Raw genomic sequence first — 21,086 nt, forward strand, 5'->3', positions numbered from 1 at the left:
GCCCTCGGGCCTAACCCGAGGCTACGCAGTCGAACCAGGAGGAGGCTTGGCTTGATAAGTGCAAATCTTGAGGGACGGAAGGCGCTTGTTCTTGGCGGAGGCAAGGGCCTCGGTTTCGGCGTTGCCGAAGCGCTCGCGACGAAAGGTGCCGAGATCATTCTGGTCGGACGAGGGGAGGCGACCCTGGATGCGGCACGGCGCGCGATCGAGGCCGCCGGCCACATCTGCTCGACCTTCAGCGCCGACCTCTCGGACAACGACAGCGTCTCCCGACTGATCCGTGCCGTCGAGGACGAGCATCAGCGGATCGACATCGTCCTGCTCAATGGCGGCGGCCCGCCGCCCTTCGCGGCCAGCGTCTTCGATGCGAGCGTCTGGGAGAAGCAGTTCACCAGCATGGTGCTGAGCCAGATGCGCATCGCCATTTCTTTCCTGCCAGGCATGCGGGCGCAGCGCTGGGGGCGCATCATCGCCGTTTCTTCGACTTCCGTCCGCGAGCCGATCCGCGGCCTCACCGCTTCGAATGCGCTGCGTGCGTCGCTCGCCGGCTGGGCCAAGACGCTGGCCGGCGAAGTGGCGGCGGACGGCGTCACCGTCAACCTGTTGCTGCCGGGCCGTTTTGCGACGGATCGGACGAAAGAGTTCGACGCCATGGACGCAGCCGACAGGGGTGTCGACGCCGCCGTGATCGCCGCCGAGAGTCAGGCCGAAATCCCGGCAAAGCGTTATGGCACCCCCGCCGAGTTCGGCGCTGTTGCCGCATTCCTGGCCAGCGACGCCGCCTATATTACCGGCGTGGCGTTGCCGGTGGATGGCGGCCTCAGCCGCGGCATGCTGTGAGGAGCACGAGCAGCGGCGGGATGGTCGCATCACACAGGAACGCCCCTCGTGCCTTTTATCTGCGCGGGGGGCGTCCTGTTTGTCGTCCGCCTTTCTCAAGATCGCTCTTTCGAGAAAGGCTTTTCGACACCGAAAAAATGCCCCGGCGCCAAAATGGTTCCCGGCTGGAGCAATTCCAGGACAAGTGTGAACGATTTTCCGTCCGGAATTGCGCAAAAACAAAGAGCTCCAAGTGGTTTTTTGGCAGGCAATAGTCCGGCCCTTGCTGTCGGATTCGCCGGCGCGAGGGTCGCCGCCGCGCGTCTCCACGAGTGTCGCAAATCAAAAAATTTGACACGGCGCGCAAAGAAGTCCTATAAGAACTTTGTCGATGTTTGTTTGACCGACTTTTGTTATCCGCGTGCCAAGGCGCGCCTTTGACGAACTTCCCCATCAAAATCGAGACAAACGTTGTTGTGCATCCGCATGACGACGAACGAATATTTGCCATGGAAAGGGTTCGTTATGAGCACAGGCACAGTTAAATGGTTCAACGCCACCAAGGGTTTTGGTTTTATTCAGCCTGACGACGGTTCTGCCGACGTTTTTGTCCACATCTCAGCCGTCGAGCGCGCCGGAATGCGCGACATCGTCGAGGGCCAGAAGCTTGGCTACGAGATGGTCCGCGACAACAAGTCGGGCAAGATGTCCGCCGACCAGTTGAAGGCGGCCTAAAACGGAATTCAGCCTCACCGGTGACCACGGATGTACTGGCACCGGTGAATGGCTAATTCCAGCGCATGATCGCGGGGAGGCTAAGTCCCAGTTCATGCGCATGAGAAGAGCGTCTCTTTGCGCGTCTCTCGGGATGCGCAGGCGCTCTCATGGAAGGTCAGGCGGTGCCTGGCCTTTTTCATTTTTGCGCTTCGACCGCCGAAAGAGCGCTGCTCGACGGCCCGGACGTGCTAAGAGGCTGTTTCGAAATTCGCTCTGGCGAGTCATATGGTGGGTTCGAGAACCGGAGCGCAGCGGACATTTGGCCCGTGAGCACCGGAAGCGCGGAAAACGCCATCAAATGGCCGTCAGAGGAGAATTTCCCAGCAATTTGAAACCGGCTGCCGTATTGCTTTGTGCGGGATCCTGGCCGAAGACCAGTCTCGTCACCGTTTGGGCGGCGCGCTCCGAACCGGGAGAAAGACCTTGACCGAACCTTCAAAAAAACCTCGCGACCAGGCCGAATCCATCTTCAGCAAGACGCGGACCCAGTCGATGTCGCTCGACCGCATCAATTCCGAACGGGATGCCGTCAGCCAGGCCCGCGAAGCCAAGACCGCACGGCTGCGCGAACTGCGCCTGGAAAAGGAAGCCGACGACATGGCGGCGGCGGTTGCGCTCGCGGCCTCGCCGAAACGCGCGGGCAAACGCTGATGGCCACCAAACGTGTGCCTCAAAAGGCGATCGCCGCCGATTCGACCATCGCCGATGTCGTGGGCGAACTCGACAAGCCGGTCGAATATGTCCGGCGCGTGCTCGAAAAGCTCGAGCGCTGCCGGCGTGTCCACGGCGATGCCCAGGTGCGGCTCGGCGTGCGCGGCCGCGCCGAATGCCCCAATTATCTGATCGAATACGTCCGGGAAAACGCCAAGACGCACGAGCGCGTGACCTTTCAGGACGCCGCCTACAGCGGCAGCACGCATCGCGAACTGGCCCCCCGGCACATCGAGGAGGCCAGGAACTGGTCGCCCGAAGAAATGAACATCACGGCCGTTTCGGCGCTCATCGGCCGCCTTCGCAATCCGAACGCGCCATCATCGCGTTTCTCTGACGAGGATTGATATGGCAATCAAGTTTTCCGCCAAGGGGCAACCGGCAGCACCTGCTGCCGCCGTGAAGCCGGCCAAGCCGGCCGCCGCGCCAAAAACCGGCGAAGCCGCCCAAGCGGGCACCGATCTGTTCAGGTCGCCGGCCGAAGCGCCGCCGCGCAAGCCGAAGAAGAAATAGCGCCCTTGCAGCAGGATGCCGGCCGGAAATCGGCGCCAAGGCTGCTTGCCTTGGCGGTCGCAGAGGATTTTTCGTCGCCACAAGAGGGCGCCGACCCGGTTGCCTTCGATTGCCAGACCTGTGGCGCCTGCTGCGCCTACTCGTCAAGATGGCCGCGCTTTTCAACCGAGGATGACGCTCAGCTCGACCTTATCCCGCAAAAATACGTGGCTGCCGACGAAGCCGGCATGCGCTGCGACGGCGCGCGCTGTTCGGCACTGCGCGGCGAGGTCGGCAAGTCGACCGCCTGCGGAATCTATGAGATCCGTCCCGACGTCTGCCGCGCGTGCATGCCGGGCGATGACGACTGCCTGATGGCGCGCCGGGCTCACGGACTGCCGACGCTGTAATGACAGCACACGCGCTGGCGTCCCCAGTTTAAATTTCCTCAGTCGGATGATCGAAAGTCGCTGCGGTAGAGGCCGGGCGATCGTCCGGTCAACCGTTTGAATGCCTGCGAGAACGACGGCACCGATTCATATCCGACGGCGCGCCCGATCTCGCCGATGTGCTGGTTCGTTTCGCGCAGAGCCCTGGCGGCAAGGTTCATCCGCCACCGGGTCACATAGGACAGCGGCGGCTGTCCCACCAGTTGAGCGAAGCGACGCGCGAAGGTGGCTCGGGACTGTGCCGCGCCGCTGGCAAGGGAAGCGATGGTCCAGGGATTGCCCGGCCGCTCGTGGATCAGGCGCAAGGCCTGCGCAATGCCTTTGTCGCGCAAGGCGCCAAACCATCCCCCTGTTCCGAGTGGCTGATGTTCGATCCAGGCACGCAACAAGAAGATCAATGTGCTGTCGAGAAGGCGTGGGGCGACAATGTCGTGGCCGCCGAGATTGCCTTTCGCTTCGACCTGTAGAAGTTCCAGGGCAAGCCGCAGCGGCTCGCTGGTGTGGATCTGATTCCGGGTCAAATGAATCAGCGGAGGAAACAGCGAAACCATCGGATATGGCCCGACGCCGTCGAGTGAATATCTCGCACAAAGAAGAGTTGTCGCGCCGCTTTCGCTTTTCGGTTCCAGTCCGCTCCGATTCGCGGAAAGGACGGCGGATATCGATGCCGTCGGTGCACCCGCCGGATTGCAAAGGGCATGCCCGATACCGCTCGCGACAAGGATGACGTCTCCTTCGCCCAAGCGGATCGGCTCCTTTTCACCGGCTAGCCGCAGCCAGCATTCGCCGTTCTGTATGACGTGGATGGCGGCATTCCTTGTCGGATCGACCGAAATACCCCACGGCCGATGCAGGGTCGCGCTGCCGATCATGGCGCTGCCAAATCGCAGCGAAGCAAGAACTTCGGACAAGGCGTCCATGAGAACCATCCTCCGACGATGAACCAGATGACGATATTAGACGATTGGATAAGAATCCAGGCGAATAGCGTATCGACCATCTCACAAGCGTGGCTGATCATGTTGGCAATATCGGCCTGCGGACTCCTGTCCATGCCAGGCAAAAGCAGGCACCCCACGGAGCAAAAACATGCGTGACGAACCATCAAATCCAGTTCCAGCCAAGAGCTTTAATTCGCTCGAGACCAACAAGACGGTCGTCCTGGACTTCATCGACAAAGCAGTAAACCAGGGCAATATCGAAGCTGCTTCCATGCATTTTGGCGAACGCTACATCCAACACAATCCGAACATTGCGGATGGCGCGGACGGCTTCAAAGCCTATCTTCAACAGCTCAAACAGTCATTTCCCCTCGTGAGGGGAGAGGTGAAGCGGATTTTTGCCGAAGGGGATTTCGTCATCGTGCACATGCACGCAAAACGCGAACCCGAAGAGGAGGGCTTGGCCATCGTCGACATTTTCAGGCTGAAGGACAGCAAACTCGTCGAACACTGGGAAGTTCGGCAGCCCATCGCGGACAGCAAGCTGCACGCCAACAGCATGATCTGAATGCGCATAGGCTCTCAGGCTGGCTTGTGCCCACACGTTTCGCTGATTACGCTGCCGGCGGCAGGGCCAACGCCGGGAGACCATCCGTGAGCATCGAATTCCTGTTGACGTCGCTGATTGTCGTGGCTTCGCCCGGCACCGGCGTTCTCTATACGCTGAGCGCCGGGCTTTCGCGTGGTGCGCGCGCCAGCATCATTGCCGCTGTCGGCTGCACGCTCGGCATCATCCCGCACATGGCGGCCGCCATCACCGGCCTCGCGGCACTGCTGCACACCAGCGCCGTCGCCTTCGAAACGCTGAAATATCTTGGCGTCGCCTATCTTCTCTACATGGCCTGGAACACGCTGAAGGAGAGGGGCGGCCTGGGCGTCGACGAAGATGTCGCGCCGCGATCCGCCGGCAAAGTGATCGCCTCCGGCATTCTGATGAACATCCTCAATCCGAAGCTGTCGATCTTCTTCTTTGCCTTCCTCCCGCAATTCGTCAGCACCACCGAACCGCATGCGCTGTCGAAGATGCTGGAACTCAGCAGCGTCTTCATGCTGCTCACCTTCTTGGTCTTTGTCGGCTACGGCGTTTTCGCGGCGTCAATCCGCAGCCATGTCGTGTCGCGGCCAAAGGTGCTGACCTGGATGCGCCGTACCTTCGCCGGAGCCTTTGTAATGCTCGGCGCCAAACTGGCGCTGGCGGATCGCTAGCTCTCGCTCTTTTGACGCAATTCCGGACGGGAAACCGTTTTCACACCTTTCCTGGAATTGCTTACCGCTGCGGATCGGCCGGCCCGCCTGCGGTTTCGGAAGCCTCGCCGCCTCCGAAACCGGGCGCAGCGCGAACACCCAGCCGCCAGGCCGACGGGGGGACGCCGATCATCTTCTTGAAGGCACGGCTGAACGCCGCCTCCGACTCGTAGCCGATTTCCGCCGCTATGTTTGCGACGTTAGTGTTGCCGGCGCTGAGCAATTCCGAGGCAATCTGCATCCGCCACTTGGCGAGATAGTGCATCGGCGGCATGCCGACGAGTTTCGTGAAGCGCTCGGCCAGCACGGTGCGCGACAGCGCGGCCTCCTTCGCCAGCGCCTCCACCGTCCAATTGTGCGCCGGCCGGTCATGGATCAGCGCCAGCGCCTTGCTCAGATGCGGATCGCGCAGGCCCGCCAGCCAGCCGGTTTGTTGTGGCGGCAGCGACTCCACATAACGGCGCAGCACGTCGACGAACATCAATTCGCTGAGCTTGGTGAGCACCGTCTCGCTGCCCGCACGCTTTTCCGCGACCTCCGACACCGCCAGCTTGATGAACTGGCCGAGCCAGCCGCCGTCGCCTTTCACGTCTCCGGCCTTGATGACCGGCGGCAGCGCTTCGAGCAGCGGATTGAAGGGCAGCGCATCGCAAGCGAGATAGCCGCATACCAGCCGGGCCGACAGCGATCCGTCCTTGACGTAGTTGATGGGAAACGGTGTCTGGCTGGCGGCGGCGATATCCAGCACATCCGCGGTCGGCGGATCCGCGCGCAGGGCCGGATTGCTCGACATGATATGCGGATCGCTCCTGGTGAAGACCACGACTTCGCCGGCCTCCACGGGTATCGCCTCCTTGCCGATGATGCGGGCGAAGCAGCGGCCGGCCGTGAGCACGTGGTAGGAAATCAGGTGATCCGCGCCCGGCAGTATCCTCGGCAGTATCGAGGCGGGGGAGGGCGAGCAGACCGCCCAGGGGTCCTGGGCCGCGATGTCGAAAAATGTCGCGCCGGTGAGACGCACCTTTTTCAAGAGGTCAGACAGAGCGTCCCCGGCCATTCCATCTATATCCCGTAAGTTGCGCGGCAACCCGGCGCGACATCCCTTTCGAGTTCCGGACGCGCTGTCAAGTAAGGCGGACGCCCCGTCATTCCGTTCATTGCCGGAAGCTTTACACCCGTCGGTGCTGAGCTCTGTCTCAAATCAGCTGCTGAGCGCAGTCGAACTCAAGAAAAATGAGGATCTAAGTCATGACGGTACATAAGGGCGGGTGTTTTTGCGGCGCCGTGGAAATCGAAGTGCACGGAGCAGCCGAGGCGATGGGCTACTGCCATTGCAGTTCCTGCCGTTCGTGGTCGGCGTCTCCCGTGAACGCCTTCACGCTGTGGAAGCCGGAAAACGTCAAGGTCACCAAGGGCGAGGAGTTCCTGTCCGGCTTCGAGAAGTCAAACATGAGCGACCGTCAGTTCTGCACGAAGTGCGGCGGCCATCTGATGACCGATCATCCGCCGCTCGGACTGGTCGACGTCTATGCGGCCACGATACCGACGGTGAAGTTCACGCCGGGGGTTCACGTCAACTACGCCGAGACGGTCCTGCCGATGAAGGACGGATTGCCGAAGCTGAAAGACTTCCCCGCCGAACTCAGGGGCTCGGGCGTGAGCGTGCCGGAGTAACCCGGCAATGACACACGATTTCCAACAGCCACATCTCACGACAGGAGAATACGCATGGGCATCACGACATTTCGCGCCACGCAGGAGCCGATCAAGGATCTTTATCGCAAGGATGCGCGCGCGGCACTTCTTACGCTGAAGGCCAAGGGCAGTGCCGACGACTCCAAGGTCACTTGCAAGGTCGAGACAGGACGTGGGCTCGCGCTGGCGGGCATCCATCCGAAGGCCGGGGGCAGCGGACAGGAGCTTTGTTCCGGCGACATGCTGCTGGAAGCCCTTGTCGCATGCGCCGGCGTCTCGTTGAGGGCCGCGGCCGCCGTTCTCGAAATACCGATCAAGTCGGCCGAAATCTCCGCCGAGGGCGACGTCGATCTTCGCGGCACGCTCGGCGTCACCGAAGGCGTGCCGGTCGGCTTCAAGGAGATCCGCCTGCGGTTCGACATCGAGACCGACGTTGCGCAAGACCGGCTGACTGACCTGCTCGAGCTCACCGATCGCTACTGCGTGATCTTCCAGACGATCCAGCGCAGTCCCAAGACCTTCGTGAAGCTTCACAAAGTCGTGCGGTAACCGCGCCCTGCCCGGAATCCTAAACTTTGGGGATTCCGGGCTGGGCCTGAGCGCGGCCTCACTGAATGCAGCTTGGCTGAATGCAGCTGGTCGCGCCAAGCGTTATCCCTTCACGTTGCCCATTGCGTCGACGATCTGCCCGTCCGCCACGCGCATCAGGTTGACGCCGCGGATGGAATTGCCGTCGGCCATCCAGTAGCGCCAGCGGATCGTCGCCCGGTCGCCGGCGACGAAGGTTTCTTCGATGTCGAAACGCGTGCCGGGTCCGGTCGCGATCGCCGACCACAGTTCGACGCAGGCGCCCTTGCCGATGCGGCGGGCGCCGTCCGGGGCCGGCGTGGTGTTCTCGATCACGCAGTCTTCCGCCACCAGATCGTCGAGCGCCGATGGGTCGTGGCGCTGGAAGACGTCGTTGTAGCGCCGCATGATCTCGGCCGTTTCGGCGGAGCGTTTGGCCGCGGCGATGTCGATGATGAGTTCCTGTGTCATTGCATATTCCTTTCCCTTCGGTGATCAGTAGCGGTTTCGATGAGGCGGGCCGTGAGCGTGATCACGGCGACGCCGGCCAGCGCCCGCGATACGAGGCAGCTCTCCTTGGCCGTCTGCGCCAGCCGCTCGAAATCCCCCGCCGCCAGCCCGGCGACGCTTGCCTCCGTCTCCAGCTCGATACGGGTCAGCGTCGGTCCGGCCGCGGTGGCGCCGAGATGCGCTTTCGCGATCGTGTGGATGCGCGCGGGAGTGTAGCCTTCGCGGCCGAGAATGGCGCTTAGCGCCATCGAGAAGCAGCCGGCATGCGCCGCCGCAATCAATTCCTCCGGGTTGGTGCCGGGACCGTTCTCGAAACGCGACGGGAAGGAGTAGGCACCTTCGAAGACGCCGCTACCTAGTCTCAGCCGACCCGAACCTTCCTTCAACGATCCCTGCCATTGAGCTTCTGCTTCACGAATGGTCATTGCGTCTCTCCTTTTAGTTTGAGGCTCGATCGAATTTTGGGGGTGAACCAGTCAGGCGCCGTCGACGACCACTTTCCCGAAGACGTCGCCTTGCTGGAAATAGCGGTAGGCGTTTTGGGCCTCGTCGAAGGCGAACACCTTGTCGATGACAGGCTTAAGCCGATGCACCGAGATGGCGCGCAGCATGGCTTCGAGGTTGGTGCGATTGCCGACGAACAGCCGGCTGATGGTGGCGAGGCTGCGCTGGTAGATCGGGCCGGGGATCTGCACCGTCCCGCCTTTCGCATCCTGTATGGTGAGAAGCACGATGCGCCCGTAAAGCGCGCAGGCGATCATCGATTGCGCGAAGGTCGGCGGGCCGCCGGTCTCGACGACGAGGTCGATGCCGCCGGTCTGCTCGCGCACCGCAGCACCCCATTCCGGCATGCCGGCTGTCGAGACGACGAGGTCGGCGCCCAGCGCCCGCATCCGGTCCAGCTTCTCGCTGCGCGAACTGACGGCCACGACCCGGCAGCCGAGCAGCTTGGCGAATTGCAGCGCAAACAGCGCGACGCCACCTGAACCGATGACAAGAACCCATTGGCCGGGCTTCGGCATCTCGGCCGCCGTCACCGCATTCCAGGCGGTCAGGCCGGCGCAGGTCAGCGTCGCCGCTTGATGCCAGTCGAGATGATCGGGAAGCCGCACCGCCCATTGCTCATCGAGCACCGCGTATTCGGTCAGCATCCCGTCCAGCGTGCAACCGAGCTGGTCGATCAGCCCGGCATTGATGCGGCCGTCGGTCCAGCGCGCAAAATAGCTGCCGGTGATGCGGTCGCCGACGGCGAAGCGGGTGACGGAATCGCCGACGGCAACGACTTCGCCGGCACCGTCGCTCAGCGGGATAACGCCCTGGCGTGGCGCCAGTGGATAGTTGCCGTTGAGGATCATCGTGTCGCGGCGGTTGAGCGAAGCGGCGCGCACACGCACGGCGATCTCGTGTTGCTTCGGCGCCGGCTGCGCCTCGTCGCGCCTCACCAGGCGTTCGATTCCGCCGGTTCCTTCAAGGCGATAACTATGCATATCGGCCTTCTCTTTCGAATATGTAGACTGATCTACATATTATGTAGACCGATTGCTATATTCGAGGCAAGGCCTATAGTGTTCACTCCTGACAGAGGTTGGCATGGCGAACGACACCCGCACCCGCATGATCGAGACGACGGCGCGGCTGCTGAGGCAGCGCGGCTACCACGGCACGTCGCTCAACGACATCTTGAGCGCCTCAGGCGCACCGAGAGGCTCGCTCTACTTTCACTTTCCGGGCGGCAAGGACCAATTGGTCATCGAGGTGACGCGCGACAGCGTCGCCGATGTCACGCAGAGGCTGGACGCCGCGCTCGCCGCCGAAAAGGACCCGGCGGTGGCTGTCCACCACATCTACCAGTCGGTCGCGCGCATGCTGGAAGACAACCAGTTCACGCTCGGTTGCCCGATCGCGCCCGTGGTGCTGGACTCGCCGGCAGACGTGCCGGAACTGGCCGAATTGTGCCGCTCGGCTTTCGAGCAGTGGATAGGCTTGCTCAGGGCCGCCTTCGTCAGGGCAGGGGTGCCCGAGCGCCGCGCGCACGCGCTCGCATTGCTGGTCGAATCATCGCTGGAAGGGCTGATGGTGATCGCACGCGCCACCCACGACCGTGCCCCTGTGCTGGCAGTAGCCGATGAAGTCGCGGCGCTGATTGAGGGTGCTTTGCCTGCCAAATCTCACCCTCGGCGGATTGACGCCGCCGTCTGAGCGGGCAAACCGCTAAGCAAAGCAAACAAAAAGGGCGACCTCTCGGCCGCCCTTTCCGTATCTGAAGGTAGATGGGCTGGACTGGAAATCCATGCCGCCACTCAAGCCCGCTTGCGGGCTTGAGCAACGTGAGTTCATGGCGTGCTTTATGGACTTCTTAGAAGTCCATGCCGCCACTCAAGCCCGCTTGCGGGCTTGAGCAACGTGAGTTCATGGGCGTGCTTTATGGACTTCTTAGAAGTCCATGCCGCCACTCAAGCCCGCTTGCGGGCTTGAGCAACGTGAGTTCATGGGCGTGCTTTATAGACTTCTTAGAAGTCCATGCCGCCCATGCCGCCCATGCCGCCGCCGCCCATGCCGCCAGGCATGCCGCCGCCAGCCGACTCCTTCTTCGGAGCCTCCGCGATCATGGCTTCGGTGGTGACCAGGAGGCCGGCGACCGAGGCCGCGTCCTGCAGAGCCGTGCGCACAACCTTGACCGGATCGACGATACCCATGGCGATCATGTCGCCATATTCGCCGGTCTGGGCGTTGTAGCCGAAGGTCGCGCCCTTGTTCTCGAGGATCTTGCCGGCAACGATCGATGCTTCCGCACCGGCGTTGGACGCGATCTGGCGGGCCGGAGCCTGCAGCGCGCGACGCACGATGGCGATGCCCGCGGTCTGGTCGGAGTTGGCACCGGTTGCCTTGATGGTCAGCGAGGCGCGCAGCAGTGCGACGCCGCCGCCGGGAACGATGCCTTCTTCGACGGCCGCGCGGGTCGCGTTGAGGGCGTCATCGACGCGGTCCTTCTTTTCCTTGACTTCCACTTCGGTCGCACCGCCGACGCGGATCACGGCAACGCCACCGGCGAGCTTGGCGAGACGTTCCTGCAGCTTCTCCTTGTCGTAGTCCGAGGTGGTCTCCTCGATCTGCTGCTTGATCTGGGCGACGCGGCCCTGGATCTCGGCCTTCTTGCCGGCGCCGTCGACGATGGTGGTGTTCTCCTTGGAGATCGACACCTTCTTGGCGCGGCCGAGCATGTTGAGGCCGACATTCTCGAGCTTGATGCCGAGGTCTTCGGAGATGACCTGGCCACCGGTGAGAATGGCGATGTCTTCCAGCATGGCCTTGCGGCGGTCGCCGAAGCCCGGCGCCTTGACGGCAGCGATCTTCAGGCCGCCACGCAGCTTGTTGACGACCAGCGTCGCCAGGGCCTCACCTTCGACGTCCTCGGAGATGATGACCAGCGGCTTCGAGGTCTGCACGACAGCCTCGAGGATCGGCAGCATGGCCTGCAGGTTGGAGAGCTTCTTCTCGTGGAGAAGGATGTAGGCGTCTTCCAGATCCGCAACCATCTTCTCGGCATTGGTGACGAAGTAGGGCGAGAGATAGCCGCGGTCGAACTGCATGCCTTCGACGACTTCGAGCTCGGTCTCGGCGGTCTTGGCTTCCTCGACGGTGATGACGCCCTCATTGCCGACCTTCTGCATCGCTTCAGCGATCATCGAGCCGACCGAAGCATCGCCATTGCCGGCGATGGTGCCGACCTGGGCAACCTCTTCCGAGGTCTTGATCTTCTTGGCGTTCTTGATCAGCGTCGCGACGACGTCGGCAACGGCGAGGTCGATGCCGCGCTTGAGGTCCATCGGGTTCATGCCGGCGGCAACCGCCTTGTGGCCTTCCTGGACGATCGACTGCGCCAGAACGGTCGCGGTCGTGGTGCCGTCGCCGGCGATGTCGTTGGTCTTCGAAGCAACTTCGCGGACCATCTGCGCGCCCATGTTCTCGAACTTGTCTTCAAGCTCGATTTCCTTGGCGACGGTAACGCCGTCCTTGGTGATGCGCGGTGCGCCGAACGACTTGTCGATGACGACGTTGCGGCCCTTGGGGCCGAGCGTGACCTTCACCGCGTCGGCGAGGATGTTGACGCCGCGCAGCATGCGCTCACGAGCGTCGCGGGAGAATTTTACGTCTTTGGCAGCCATTTTCAGCTCCTGGCAGGGGCTTGGATTAAGCCCGAAGATTTAAATGAGGGTGAGGCCGATATTCAGCCGATGATGCCCATAATGTCGGATTCCTTCATGATCAGAAGGTCTTCGCCATTGAGCTTGACTTCGGTGCCCGACCACTTGCCGAACAGGATGCGGTCGCCGGCCTTGACGTCCAGCGGGACGAGCTTGCCGGCTTCGTCGCGGGCGCCGGAACCGACGGCGATGATCTCGCCTTCCTGCGGCTTTTCCTTAGCCGTATCGGGGATGATGATCCCGCCCGCGGTCTTGGATTCGGATTCGACCCGACGAACGACCACGCGGTCATGAAGCGGGCGGAACTTCGACTTTGCCATTTTTTATTCCTCGATGAGAATGGTGAGAACAGTTCCTCCGTCCGGCGGCGCCGGACATGTGGTTAGCACTCATCTTGGGGGAGTGCTAACGTGGCGCTGAAATAGGCTGGCAGCCCGCGCGAGTCAAGACGCCCGGTGACCATTCTCAGGACGATTGCTTCAAACGGATACTTGACTAAGTCAACTAAATGGCTGATCTTGCCGGGCAGGAGGATGCCATGACCATTCATCATCACCCAGGCAAGGAGCGGATCGACGCGGTGCGGGCCTTCAACCGCTTCTACACCCGCCAGATCGGGTTGCTCGAGGAAGGCTTGCTGAAAAGCGACTTCTCGCTGACCGAAGCCCGGGTGCTCTATGAGCTGGCGCATCGCGATGGCCTGACCGCCACCGAGCTTGCGCGCGATCTCGGCCTCGATGCCGGTTATCTCAGCCGGCTGCTGAAGAAGTTCGAGGAGCGTGATCTGGTCGAGCGCGCCACGATCGAGGCGGATGCGCGGCGCTCGTCGATCGCGCTGACCAAGGCCGGGCGGCAGGCCTTCGCGCCGCTGAACCAGGGTTCGCACGAACAGGTCGCGGCTTTGCTCGAACGGCTTTCGGCTGCCGAACAGGACAGGCTGGTCAGGGCCATGCAGACGGTGCAGCGTCTGCTGGGCGGAAGTGCCGAGCCCAAAGTTCCCTATATGCTGCGGTCTCTGCAAGTCGGCGACATCGGCTGGATCATCCATCGCCAGGGCCTGCTCTACGCGCAGGAATATGGCTGGGACGAAACCTATGAAGCGCTGGTCGCCGAAATCCTTGGTGCCTTCGTCAAATCCTTCGATCCGAAATGGGAACGCAGCTGGATCGCCGAGCGGGAAGGGGAGGTCGTCGGCTCGGTCTTCGTCGTGCGCCAGTCGGACGCGGTGGCGAAGTTGCGCCTGCTCTATGTCGAGCCTTCGGCGCGCGGTCTCGGCATCGGCAGGCGGCTGGTCGAGGAATGCATCGGCTTTGCTCGAACCAAGGGTTACATGCAGGATATCGAGCTGGCGGTCGCCACCATGAACGCCCTGCAAAGCCTGGGTGTCCAGATCTCGATCGATGATTTCGGCACCGGCTATTCCAGCCTCAGCGCACTCAAGACCTTTCCCGTGGCGCGGCTGAAGATCGACAAGTCCTTTATCAAGGATCTCGCCGCCGACGAGAACGATCAGGCCGTGGCCAGCGCGGTGATTTCATTGGGGCAAAATCTCAACCTGAGGGTCATCGCCGAGGGCGTTGAGACAGATGATCAGGTTGCTTTCCTGCGCAGGAACAATTGCGACGAAATGCAGGGCTATCATTTCAGCAGGCCGGTTTGCGCGCAGGACATCGAGGAATTGCTCGGCGGCGGCCGCAAAGACTGACGAATCGGTCGTCAGCAGGCTTCCGCCGACCAAATGGCGGAAGTTATCTGCCGAGCACAAGGCACCAGTAGCGAAGCGTGCTGTCGCGGCCGTCGCGCACGTAAGCGAGACCGAAGCGGGTGAAGCGCGGGTCGAGCATGTTGCGGCGGTGGCCTGGCGAATGCACCCAGATATCAAACAGCTTCTGCTGGTCGAAGCGGCCTTCGGCGATGTTTTCGGCGGCAGCGCCGGCAATGCCATTGTCTTTGACGCGCGAGGCAAAGTCCTTGCCCCAGCCGGTGGTGTGGTTCATTCGGCCGCCGCGCGCCATATAGCCGGCCTGCTGCAGCGCTGCCTGCTCGAGCTGCGCATCGGGGACAAGCGGCCCGAGACCCGCCGAAGCGCGGATGCCGGCCAGCGTGCCAGCGGCGGAGGCAGAGACACCGGCGCCTTCGCCGGTGGGCAGCACGGTGGCGCAGGCGACGAGCCCGGCAAGGGCGCCAAGGCCGGCAGCTCTGAGCAGCACGCGCCTGCTTAGGCTTGGTTGGGCCCCATAATTTTCGATTTTCGTAACGGTCATGCCCGCCTGACATAAGCGCGATCATGGCTTTTGCCGGGCGGGGCGGTGAAAATGCGTGATGATGGTTTCCGGCTCGATACCAGTCAGGCACGGACAGACAGTTTCTTTTGCCCCATCTCTGCGGCTTCACGAGCGCTGGCGAGGTATCCTCGGTTGCAAATTTTCTCTGGGGGATATCGCTTGCAGTGACGACCGGAGCGATTCGTACGCCTGAGCACCAAGCAGCCTCCGGTATTGGTCTTCGAGACGCTGATTGAAATCGTGGACGGTCCGGATCACCGCAAGCGCCGCGTCAGTTGCAACGATTAATTTGGCCCGTCGGTCGTTCGGATCATGCGAGCGCCGAACATAACCGAGGCGCTCCAGTTCATCGATCAACTCACCCATCGATGCTTTGCCAATGCCCGCACGCTCTGCGAGGACGCTGGGTCGGGTTCCCTCCGCGTCGATGTTGGCGAATAAAGCGCCGTGTTTGGGCTTGATTGCCGAATGGCCGCTCTCCCGGAGAACCTGGACCAAAGCGCTCGCCGACGATTGATAAGCATAGAGAAGCAGAGACTGCGTGTATGGCGGATTATCCATCTTTCCAAACTTATATGGTGTCCATATAGTATGGCAACCGAACTATATGACAGGAGGTCAGCATGGCTGCCGGCAACGTCCGAACTGAAGGGGTGGAAAGTGTCGCGCACAGGCTGATCGAAGCTTGGAATCGTCACGATGCTCGCGCCTTTGCCGCCGTATTCGCGGCAGATGCCGAATTTACAAACGTCTTCGGTATGCAGGCGACTGGACGTGACAAGATCGAGCAGTTCCATGCCCCAATTTTTGAGAAGATGTTCAAGCACAGCCACCTATCCGCGGAAAGCGTGCGGAACAGGCTTGTTCGCCCTGATGTTGCCACGCTCGACCTGCGGTGGTCCATGACTGGCGCACTCGATCCGATGGGAAACGAATGGCCGCGTCGGCTCGGATTAATCAGCGTAGTGGCGACGCGGGATCACGATGAATGGTTGATTGCAACGATGCACAATATGGAACTTGGAGACGATCAAATGGCAAAGTCTCAGGAGAAACTTCAAGAGGATAAGTAGGCTCTTCATTCACGTCAGAGTCGAAAGCGACAGCCATCCAGCATGGTCAGCCGATCTGATCGGGCAATGAGATCGAACGGCGGGTCAGGTGAATCGGGATTGGCGAGCCATGCTACAGGAGTTGGTGCTGGATGGCCCGCGCCTTGCCCGGTTTGGCCGGCCACAATGGCGCGCCATATAAGCCGGTCGCTTGGTCTTGCGGGATCTAATGTATGAACGGCTTGGCGCGCGCTGGGCTCTCGCCGGCAGTTCTTTGCGGCGCGGTGATCGCCGGTCGGCTATTCCGCCGCCACGAGTTTGGTTTCCGGCGTCGATGAAACCCGGCCGGCCCGATCGTCTTCGGTATGTTCCCACCAGTCGCCCAGGGCGTCGATAAGCGGCACAAGCTTGAGGCCGGGCTCCGTGAGGTCGTAATCCACGTGTAGCGGATAGCCGACATGCGCCGTTCGCCGCACGATCCCGGCTTCCTCCAGCTTGCGCAGTTCCAGCGCCAGGATGCGGTGCGACACTGCCGGGTTGTCACGCCTCAAATCGCTGAAGCGCTTGGTACCATCCTTGAGATAATAGAGCAGCAAGGTGGGCCATCGACCGCTGAGCACACGCATGGTCTCCTCGATCGGGCAGCGTGAGACGACATCTTTCATGGCGGGGACCTGGTTACAGAATAGTGCCTAATTTACATGGGGCGACCAGCGTTTAGGGTCAAGTTTCGCTGCGCAGCGTGACCCCTAACATGGAAGAGACAAAGAAATGGAACCTATTCTCCTTTACGGCTTCCCGCTGGGAAGTTCGATGGGGCTTGTCGCTGCTTTTGAACGCCTCGGACAACCCTATCGCCTGTGTCGTGTCGACATGCTCACTGAGATGAAGAACGAGGCCTATGCCAGCATCAACGGCCGTCAGGAAACGCCGGTGTTGATCACGGACGAGGGCAGGGTACTCACCGAGACCATGGCGATTGCCGCCTGGCTCGAAGCCCGCGATACGCAACGCCGTATCAGCTTCGATCCTCGCTCGCCGGAGGCCGACCGGATGCACCAGCTGGTCGCCTTCATAAACACCGGCTTCACCGCCGCCTTCACCCCGCTCTGGGCGGCATATGAAATGGAGTCGGCCGAACCGGTGCTGCTGGCGACTTTACGTGATTTCGGCCGCAAGGTCGTTACCAACCGCCATAACCAGCTTGAGGCGATGATCCTCGACACGGATTTCCTGATCGGCGAGCGGCTGACGCTTGCCGACACCACGTTGATCGGCGTGGCGCGCTGGGCGGAATTCCACCAGGCGGTCGACGGCGCCGCTTACCCAAAGTTGGCGGCGCTACGCCGCCGCATCGAAGCCGATCCGGCCGTGCAATACGCGCTCGCTGTCGAGGCTGGCGAAAAGCTCGCCGGGTCAGGCGCTTGCTTCGGTCACTTGCCGCTGGCCGAGGTGATCGATCGCTTCGCGGCGTAACTGTTCGCTCAGCGCCCGGCGCCCTGGCGCCGGGCGCTGGCGACAAGCACGCCCAGATCGGCTATCATGTCACCGTTCTTGAAGTGGCAGCTGCAGGCGGCCATCCTGGCGGTGACCGCCCCGACACACGGGAGAAAGGTTATGGCCGGCTTTCATGTCATGGCTGATGCACGTGGAATGCATGTACAGCCCACGGTGCGCCGCATCAGCACCGAGGATCTGATTGATGCGCTCCGTCTCGGCGTCGAGGATTTCTGGGCCAAGCCGTCGCATTATGTGTTCCTGTGCCTGATCTATCCGGTGGTCGGCCTGATCCTGACGCAGTGGACCTCGGGCTCGAACGCCATCCAGCTCATCTATCCGCTGATGTCCGGCTTCGCTTTGGTCGGTCCGTTCGCGGCTATCGGCCTTTACGAAATCAGCCGCCGGCGCGAGTTCGGCATGGATACATCCTGGTGGCATGCGCTCGATGTGCGCCACTCGCCGGCGCTCCCCGCGATTGCAGTCATCGGTATTATGCTGCTGGTACTGTTCCTGCTCTGGCTGTTCACCGCGCAGTCGATCTACACCGGCCTGTACGGCAATCAGCCTCCGGCCTCTATTGCCGGCTTTATTCGCGAGGTGCTGACGACCAGCAAGGGCTGGAAGCTGATCCTGCTCGGCAACCTGGCCGGGTTCGCTTTCGCCGCGATCGTTCTGGCGACGACCGTCGTCGCCTTTCCGCTGCTGCTGGACCGCGATGTCGGCGCGGTCTCGGCAGTCGAGACGTCGGCGCGCGCCGTCCTGACAAACCCGCTGCAGATGGCGCTGTGGGGCCTGATGGTCGCCGTGCTCCTGGTCATCGGCTCGATCCCGCTATTTGCCGGGCTTGCCGTCGTCATGCCCATCCTTGGCCACGCGACCTGGCATCTTTATCGCAGGGTGGTCGAACCGGAGCGGGCGGAGCAGGTCAGGCGGCCGATGTAGGACCGATCAGCGTTGCGCGTCGGTTGCCATCTTGACGGCCAGCGCGGTCAGCACCGTGCCCATCATCCAGCGCTGGATCACCATCCATAAGGGCCGCCCGGCGAGGAAAACCGCGATCGAGCCGGCCGTCACCGCGATGATGGCGTTGACGGTCAGGCTGATCGCTACCTGCGTGGCACCGAGCACTAGAAGCTGCGACAGCACGTGGCCCTTGCCGGGGCTGATGAATTGCGGCAGCAGCGACAGATAGAGCACTGCCACCTTCGGGTTGAGCAGGTTGGTCATCAGGCCCATCGCGAACAGCTTGCGCGGCCTGTCTTTCGGCAGTTCGCGGATATGGAAGGGCGAGCGCCCGCCGGGCTTCACCGCTTGCCAGGCGAGCCACAGCAAATAGAGCGCGCCGGCAAGGCGCAGCACATCATAGGCAAAGGGTACGGCGAGCAGCAGCGCGGTGATGCCGAACGCCGCCGACAGCACATAGAACAAGAAACCGAGCGCCACGCCGCCCAGCGAGATCAGCCCGGCCTTCGGCCCCTGCGACAGCGAGCGCGAGATCAGATAGATCATGTTCGGGCCGGGCGTCAGCACCATGCCGAGGCAGACCAGCGCGAAGGCAAGGTGGTTGGCGGGTTCAGGCAAGAGCGCATCTCCGGATGGGAACACTCACCACATGCTTCCATCATCCGCAAGGGCATGAGGGCAGGAGCCTTTGCGCCAGTGCGCCGGGCCTCCTGCCTTAGTTCCCGGACGACAATCTTGCGGACACAATGAAAGCTGGTGACAGGGCGAAGCGCTTCGGTTAATCCGGGCCGGCCGCTACGGACCGTCGGTCGCGGCGCTTGCAAGCATCATGGTACAGGGACAACGGCATGGCGGATTCGCCCGACATCATCGGTTCGCTCGCAGACTTGTCGGGAGCCTATTCAGCCATACTGTGCGACGTCTGGGGCGTGGTGCACAATGGCGAATGGCATTTCCCGGCGGCGGCTGCCGCGCTGATCGCTGCTCGCGCGGCGAGAATACCTGTCGTGCTGATCACCAATTCGCCGCGCCGCAGCGCCGACGTGGTGGCGCAGATGAACGCCATCGGCGTTCCTCCCGCTGCCTATGACCGTGTCGTAACGTCCGGCGACGTTACCCGCGATCTGATCGTCGAAGGGCCGCGAAAGATCTTCCATATAGGCGCCGATCGGGATTTCACGCTCTATGAGGGCCTCGACGTCGAGCTCGTCGAGGAGTTCGAAGCATCCGGCGTGGTCTGCACCGGCCTGTTCGACGACGAGGTGGAGAAGCCGGAAGATTATGCCGATCTTCTGCGGCGGCTGCGTGCCAGGAACCTGCCCTTCATCTGCGCCAATCCCGACATCGTCGTCGAGCGCGGCGAACGCATGATCTGGTGCGCAGGCGCTTTGGCCCGCGAATACGCACAGCTTGGCGGACGCACGCTGATCGCCGGCAAGCCGTACGCGCCGGTCTATGACGTCGCCATGAAGGAGGTCGCCGTCATTCTCGGCCGCCCGGTCGAGCGTTCGCAAGTTCTGGCCATCGGCGACGGCATGATGACCGACATCAAGGGCGCGGCCGACAATGGCTTCGACGTGCTCTACGTATCGGGCGGCATCCATGCCCGCGATTACGGTGAGACGCTGCAGCCGGATCCGGCTAGGCTCGCGGCCTTTCTGGAAAAATACGGCTACAGGCCGGTCGCGGTGATTCCCAGACTGCAATAGGTTCAAGCCATGACGGCAATGTTCGAACGCATTTCCGCAACCGCACCGCTGCCGGCCCATCTGCGCGGCGGCGTGGTGGCTATCGGCAATTTCGACGGCGTCCACCGCGGCCACCAGGCGGTGCTCGAACGCGCGCGCGCCGAAGCGGAGCGTCGCGGCGTACCCGCCCTGGTGCTGACCTTCGTACCGCATCCGCGAAAGGTTTTCAGGCCGGACATGCCGTTGTTCGTGCTGACACCGCCGCCGATGAAGGCGCGGCTGTTGTCGCATCTGGGCTTTGCGGCGCTGGTCGAGCAGCCGTTCACACGCGAGTTCGCCTCCTTGTCGGCGGAGGCTTTCGTCACCGGCGTGCTCGAGCGCAACCTCGGCATAAGCCACGCCGTCACCGGCTTCGATTTCCATTTCGGCAAGGACCGCCAGGGCGGTCCGGCCTATCTGATGGCTGCCGGCGAGCGCCACGGCTTCGGCGTCACGCTGGTCGATGCGTTTCGCGACGAAAGCGCCGAGGTGGTGTCGTCGAGCCGCATACGCACGCTGCTGTGCGAGGGCAATGTGGCCGAGGCCGCCGGCTTGCTCGGCTACCGTTTCACCGTCGAGGCGGAGGTGATCGGCGGCCAGCAGCTCGGCCGGACACTCGGCTTTCCGACCGCAAACATGAGGCTTTCGCCGGAAGCCACCCTCAAGGAAGGGATTTATGCCGTCCGCTTCCGCCGCGCCGACGGTTCCCTTCATGATGGCGTCGCCAGCTTCGGCCGCCGGCCGACGGTCGACGACAATGGCGCGCCATTGCTGGAGACCTTCGTCTTCGACTTTTCCGGCGACCTCTATGGCGAGATTTGTGCCGTGTCCTTCTTCGGCTACCTGCGCTCGGAGGTGAAGTTCGACGGGCTTGACGCGCTGGTCGCCCAGATGAAGCGTGACGAGGCCGAGGCGAAGGCACTGCTCGCCGGCGTCAGGCCGCTTTCCGGGCTGGACCGCGCGATCGCGTTTTGACAACCCGCGCCGTCGTCGTCCGCGTCGCTTCGCCCTGGGATGATGAAGCTGGGGATTTCAGCCAATCTCGAAGGTATGCGATAGAAATGAACGACGAGCATTACCTGTCGGCG

At 62.4% G+C, this 21,086-nt stretch carries 29 protein-coding genes; 18 read left to right on the forward strand and 11 right to left on the reverse strand.

Features of this window, described 5'->3' with window-relative positions; all coding sequences use genetic code 11:
* Window positions 1-51 precede the first annotated feature (51 nt).
* From NKJ17_RS25785 to NKJ17_RS25815, 7 genes are all read left to right on the forward strand, one after another.
* The gene (locus NKJ17_RS25785) at window positions 52-840 is read left to right on the forward strand and encodes an SDR family oxidoreductase (RefSeq protein WP_352690699.1); all 789 of its coding nucleotides are present in this window, start codon (window positions 52-54) and stop codon (window positions 838-840) included.
* 48 nt (window positions 841-888) lie between these two features.
* Entirely contained in the window at window positions 889-1,260 is a 372-nt protein-coding gene (locus NKJ17_RS25790; RefSeq protein WP_352508856.1) for a hypothetical protein, read from the forward strand.
* Window positions 1,261-1,344: 84 nt separating this feature from the next.
* On the forward strand, window positions 1,345-1,554 hold the full coding sequence (locus tag NKJ17_RS25795) for a cold-shock protein (RefSeq protein WP_010915421.1): 210 nt from the start codon (window positions 1,345-1,347) through the stop codon (window positions 1,552-1,554).
* A 465-nt stretch (window positions 1,555-2,019) separates the two neighbouring features.
* Complete coding sequence (locus NKJ17_RS25800) at window positions 2,020-2,247, forward strand: hypothetical protein (RefSeq protein ID WP_352508855.1); 228 nt, start codon at window positions 2,020-2,022, stop codon at window positions 2,245-2,247.
* Window positions 2,247-2,654 (forward strand): hypothetical protein, encoded by a 408-nt coding sequence (locus NKJ17_RS25805; RefSeq protein WP_254820653.1) that lies wholly within the window; start codon window positions 2,247-2,249, stop codon window positions 2,652-2,654. Before NKJ17_RS25800 ends, NKJ17_RS25805 begins: the two co-directional genes overlap by 1 nt.
* Before the next feature lies 1 nt (window position 2,655).
* On the forward strand, window positions 2,656-2,820 hold the full coding sequence (locus tag NKJ17_RS25810; RefSeq protein WP_352508854.1) for a hypothetical protein: 165 nt from the start codon (window positions 2,656-2,658) through the stop codon (window positions 2,818-2,820).
* Between the two features lie 50 nt (window positions 2,821-2,870).
* On the forward strand, window positions 2,871-3,209 hold the full coding sequence (locus NKJ17_RS25815) for a YkgJ family cysteine cluster protein (RefSeq protein WP_352508882.1): 339 nt from the start codon (window positions 2,871-2,873) through the stop codon (window positions 3,207-3,209).
* A gap of 38 nt (window positions 3,210-3,247) precedes the next feature.
* Here NKJ17_RS25815 and NKJ17_RS25820 read toward each other — a convergent pair whose 3' ends face one another.
* Window positions 3,248-4,168: an AraC family transcriptional regulator gene (locus NKJ17_RS25820; RefSeq protein WP_352508853.1), complete on the reverse strand. Its 921-nt coding sequence runs from the start codon at window positions 4,166-4,168 to the stop codon at window positions 3,248-3,250.
* A 169-nt stretch (window positions 4,169-4,337) separates the two neighbouring features.
* On the opposite strand from NKJ17_RS25820, the gene NKJ17_RS25825 reads away from it, so the two are divergent.
* On the forward strand, window positions 4,338-4,757 hold the full coding sequence (locus NKJ17_RS25825; protein ID WP_254820655.1) for a nuclear transport factor 2 family protein: 420 nt from the start codon (window positions 4,338-4,340) through the stop codon (window positions 4,755-4,757).
* A gap of 86 nt (window positions 4,758-4,843) precedes the next feature.
* A complete protein-coding gene (locus NKJ17_RS25830; protein WP_352508852.1) occupies window positions 4,844-5,455 on the forward strand; it encodes a LysE family translocator in 612 nt (203 codons plus the stop codon).
* Between the two features lie 61 nt (window positions 5,456-5,516).
* Here the strand turns inward: NKJ17_RS25830 and NKJ17_RS25835 are convergent, their stop codons facing one another.
* Window positions 5,517-6,551 carry an AraC family transcriptional regulator gene (locus tag NKJ17_RS25835; RefSeq protein WP_352508851.1) on the reverse strand — a complete coding sequence of 345 codons (1,035 nt, stop codon included), beginning with the start codon at window positions 6,549-6,551 and terminating at the stop codon, window positions 5,517-5,519.
* 191 nt (window positions 6,552-6,742) lie between these two features.
* Here NKJ17_RS25835 and NKJ17_RS25840 point away from each other — a divergent pair, with 191 nt between their 5' ends.
* The gene (locus NKJ17_RS25840; RefSeq protein ID WP_352690700.1) at window positions 6,743-7,168 is read left to right on the forward strand and encodes a GFA family protein; all 426 of its coding nucleotides are present in this window, start codon (window positions 6,743-6,745) and stop codon (window positions 7,166-7,168) included.
* A gap of 54 nt (window positions 7,169-7,222) precedes the next feature.
* A complete protein-coding gene (locus tag NKJ17_RS25845; RefSeq protein WP_352508850.1) occupies window positions 7,223-7,738 on the forward strand; it encodes an OsmC family protein in 516 nt (171 codons plus the stop codon).
* 102 nt (window positions 7,739-7,840) lie between these two features.
* Here the strand turns inward: NKJ17_RS25845 and NKJ17_RS25850 are convergent, their stop codons facing one another.
* Genes NKJ17_RS25850 through NKJ17_RS25860 form a run of 3 tightly spaced genes read right to left on the reverse strand, consistent with a single transcriptional unit; the run spans window position 7,841 to window position 9,753 of the window.
* Complete coding sequence (locus NKJ17_RS25850; RefSeq protein WP_352690702.1) at window positions 7,841-8,227, reverse strand: nuclear transport factor 2 family protein; 387 nt, start codon at window positions 8,225-8,227, stop codon at window positions 7,841-7,843.
* Window positions 8,224-8,691, reverse strand: a complete 468-nt coding sequence (locus NKJ17_RS25855; RefSeq protein ID WP_352508848.1) for an OsmC family protein — start codon at window positions 8,689-8,691, stop codon at window positions 8,224-8,226. The genes NKJ17_RS25850 and NKJ17_RS25855 overlap by 4 nt, the downstream gene beginning before the upstream one ends.
* A 51-nt stretch (window positions 8,692-8,742) precedes the next feature.
* A complete protein-coding gene (locus NKJ17_RS25860; protein ID WP_352508847.1) occupies window positions 8,743-9,753 on the reverse strand; it encodes a zinc-dependent alcohol dehydrogenase family protein in 1,011 nt (336 codons plus the stop codon).
* A gap of 103 nt (window positions 9,754-9,856) precedes the next feature.
* Between NKJ17_RS25860 and NKJ17_RS25865 the strand changes: the two genes are divergently transcribed.
* On the forward strand, window positions 9,857-10,465 hold the full coding sequence (locus NKJ17_RS25865) for a TetR/AcrR family transcriptional regulator (RefSeq protein ID WP_352508846.1): 609 nt from the start codon (window positions 9,857-9,859) through the stop codon (window positions 10,463-10,465).
* Window positions 10,466-10,776: 311 nt separating this feature from the next.
* On the opposite strand, the gene groL is transcribed toward NKJ17_RS25865, so the two are convergent.
* On the reverse strand, window positions 10,777-12,432 hold the full coding sequence (groL, locus tag NKJ17_RS25870; protein ID WP_352649698.1) for a chaperonin GroEL: 1,656 nt from the start codon (window positions 12,430-12,432) through the stop codon (window positions 10,777-10,779).
* Window positions 12,433-12,494: 62 nt separating this feature from the next.
* Entirely contained in the window at window positions 12,495-12,791 is a 297-nt protein-coding gene (gene groES / locus NKJ17_RS25875; protein WP_006203049.1) for a co-chaperone GroES, read from the reverse strand.
* Window positions 12,792-13,009: 218 nt separating this feature from the next.
* Between groES and NKJ17_RS25880 the strand changes: the two genes are divergently transcribed.
* Window positions 13,010-14,176: a bifunctional helix-turn-helix transcriptional regulator/GNAT family N-acetyltransferase gene (locus tag NKJ17_RS25880; protein WP_502906570.1), complete on the forward strand. Its 1,167-nt coding sequence runs from the start codon at window positions 13,010-13,012 to the stop codon at window positions 14,174-14,176.
* Window positions 14,177-14,219: 43 nt separating this feature from the next.
* Here the strand turns inward: NKJ17_RS25880 and NKJ17_RS25890 are convergent, their stop codons facing one another.
* Window positions 14,220-14,735, reverse strand: a complete 516-nt coding sequence (locus NKJ17_RS25890; RefSeq protein WP_352508889.1) for a CAP domain-containing protein — start codon at window positions 14,733-14,735, stop codon at window positions 14,220-14,222.
* Between the two features lie 126 nt (window positions 14,736-14,861).
* Complete coding sequence (locus NKJ17_RS25895) at window positions 14,862-15,317, reverse strand: MarR family winged helix-turn-helix transcriptional regulator (RefSeq protein WP_352508890.1); 456 nt, start codon at window positions 15,315-15,317, stop codon at window positions 14,862-14,864.
* Between the two features lie 62 nt (window positions 15,318-15,379).
* Here NKJ17_RS25895 and NKJ17_RS25900 point away from each other — a divergent pair, with 62 nt between their 5' ends.
* Window positions 15,380-15,829, forward strand: coding sequence for an SgcJ/EcaC family oxidoreductase (locus NKJ17_RS25900; protein ID WP_352508891.1), 450 nt, complete (start codon window positions 15,380-15,382; stop codon window positions 15,827-15,829).
* Between the two features lie 278 nt (window positions 15,830-16,107).
* Here NKJ17_RS25900 and NKJ17_RS25905 read toward each other — a convergent pair whose 3' ends face one another.
* Window positions 16,108-16,473 (reverse strand): winged helix-turn-helix transcriptional regulator, encoded by a 366-nt coding sequence (locus NKJ17_RS25905; protein WP_352508892.1) that lies wholly within the window; start codon window positions 16,471-16,473, stop codon window positions 16,108-16,110.
* Between the two features lie 106 nt (window positions 16,474-16,579).
* Here NKJ17_RS25905 and NKJ17_RS25910 point away from each other — a divergent pair, with 106 nt between their 5' ends.
* Together NKJ17_RS25910 and NKJ17_RS25915 are read left to right on the forward strand one after the other, a co-directional pair.
* Window positions 16,580-17,284: a glutathione S-transferase family protein gene (locus NKJ17_RS25910; RefSeq protein ID WP_352508893.1), complete on the forward strand. Its 705-nt coding sequence runs from the start codon at window positions 16,580-16,582 to the stop codon at window positions 17,282-17,284.
* A 141-nt stretch (window positions 17,285-17,425) separates the two neighbouring features.
* The gene (locus tag NKJ17_RS25915) at window positions 17,426-18,250 is read left to right on the forward strand and encodes a DUF2189 domain-containing protein (protein ID WP_352508894.1); all 825 of its coding nucleotides are present in this window, start codon (window positions 17,426-17,428) and stop codon (window positions 18,248-18,250) included.
* A gap of 6 nt (window positions 18,251-18,256) precedes the next feature.
* Here NKJ17_RS25915 and NKJ17_RS25920 read toward each other — a convergent pair whose 3' ends face one another.
* Entirely contained in the window at window positions 18,257-18,889 is a 633-nt protein-coding gene (locus NKJ17_RS25920) for a LysE family translocator (RefSeq protein ID WP_352479901.1), read from the reverse strand.
* Window positions 18,890-19,119: 230 nt separating this feature from the next.
* Here NKJ17_RS25920 and NKJ17_RS25925 point away from each other — a divergent pair, with 230 nt between their 5' ends.
* Both NKJ17_RS25925 and NKJ17_RS25930 read left to right on the forward strand, forming a co-directional pair.
* The gene (locus tag NKJ17_RS25925) at window positions 19,120-19,980 is read left to right on the forward strand and encodes a TIGR01459 family HAD-type hydrolase (RefSeq protein WP_352508895.1); all 861 of its coding nucleotides are present in this window, start codon (window positions 19,120-19,122) and stop codon (window positions 19,978-19,980) included.
* Between the two features lie 9 nt (window positions 19,981-19,989).
* Entirely contained in the window at window positions 19,990-20,973 is a 984-nt protein-coding gene (locus tag NKJ17_RS25930; RefSeq protein WP_254817425.1) for a bifunctional riboflavin kinase/FAD synthetase, read from the forward strand.
* Window positions 20,974-21,086: the final 113 nt, after the last annotated feature.

The sequence above is a fragment of the Mesorhizobium sp. M0208 genome (assembly GCF_040322015.1).
GTDB lineage: Bacteria > Pseudomonadota > Alphaproteobacteria > Rhizobiales > Rhizobiaceae > Mesorhizobium.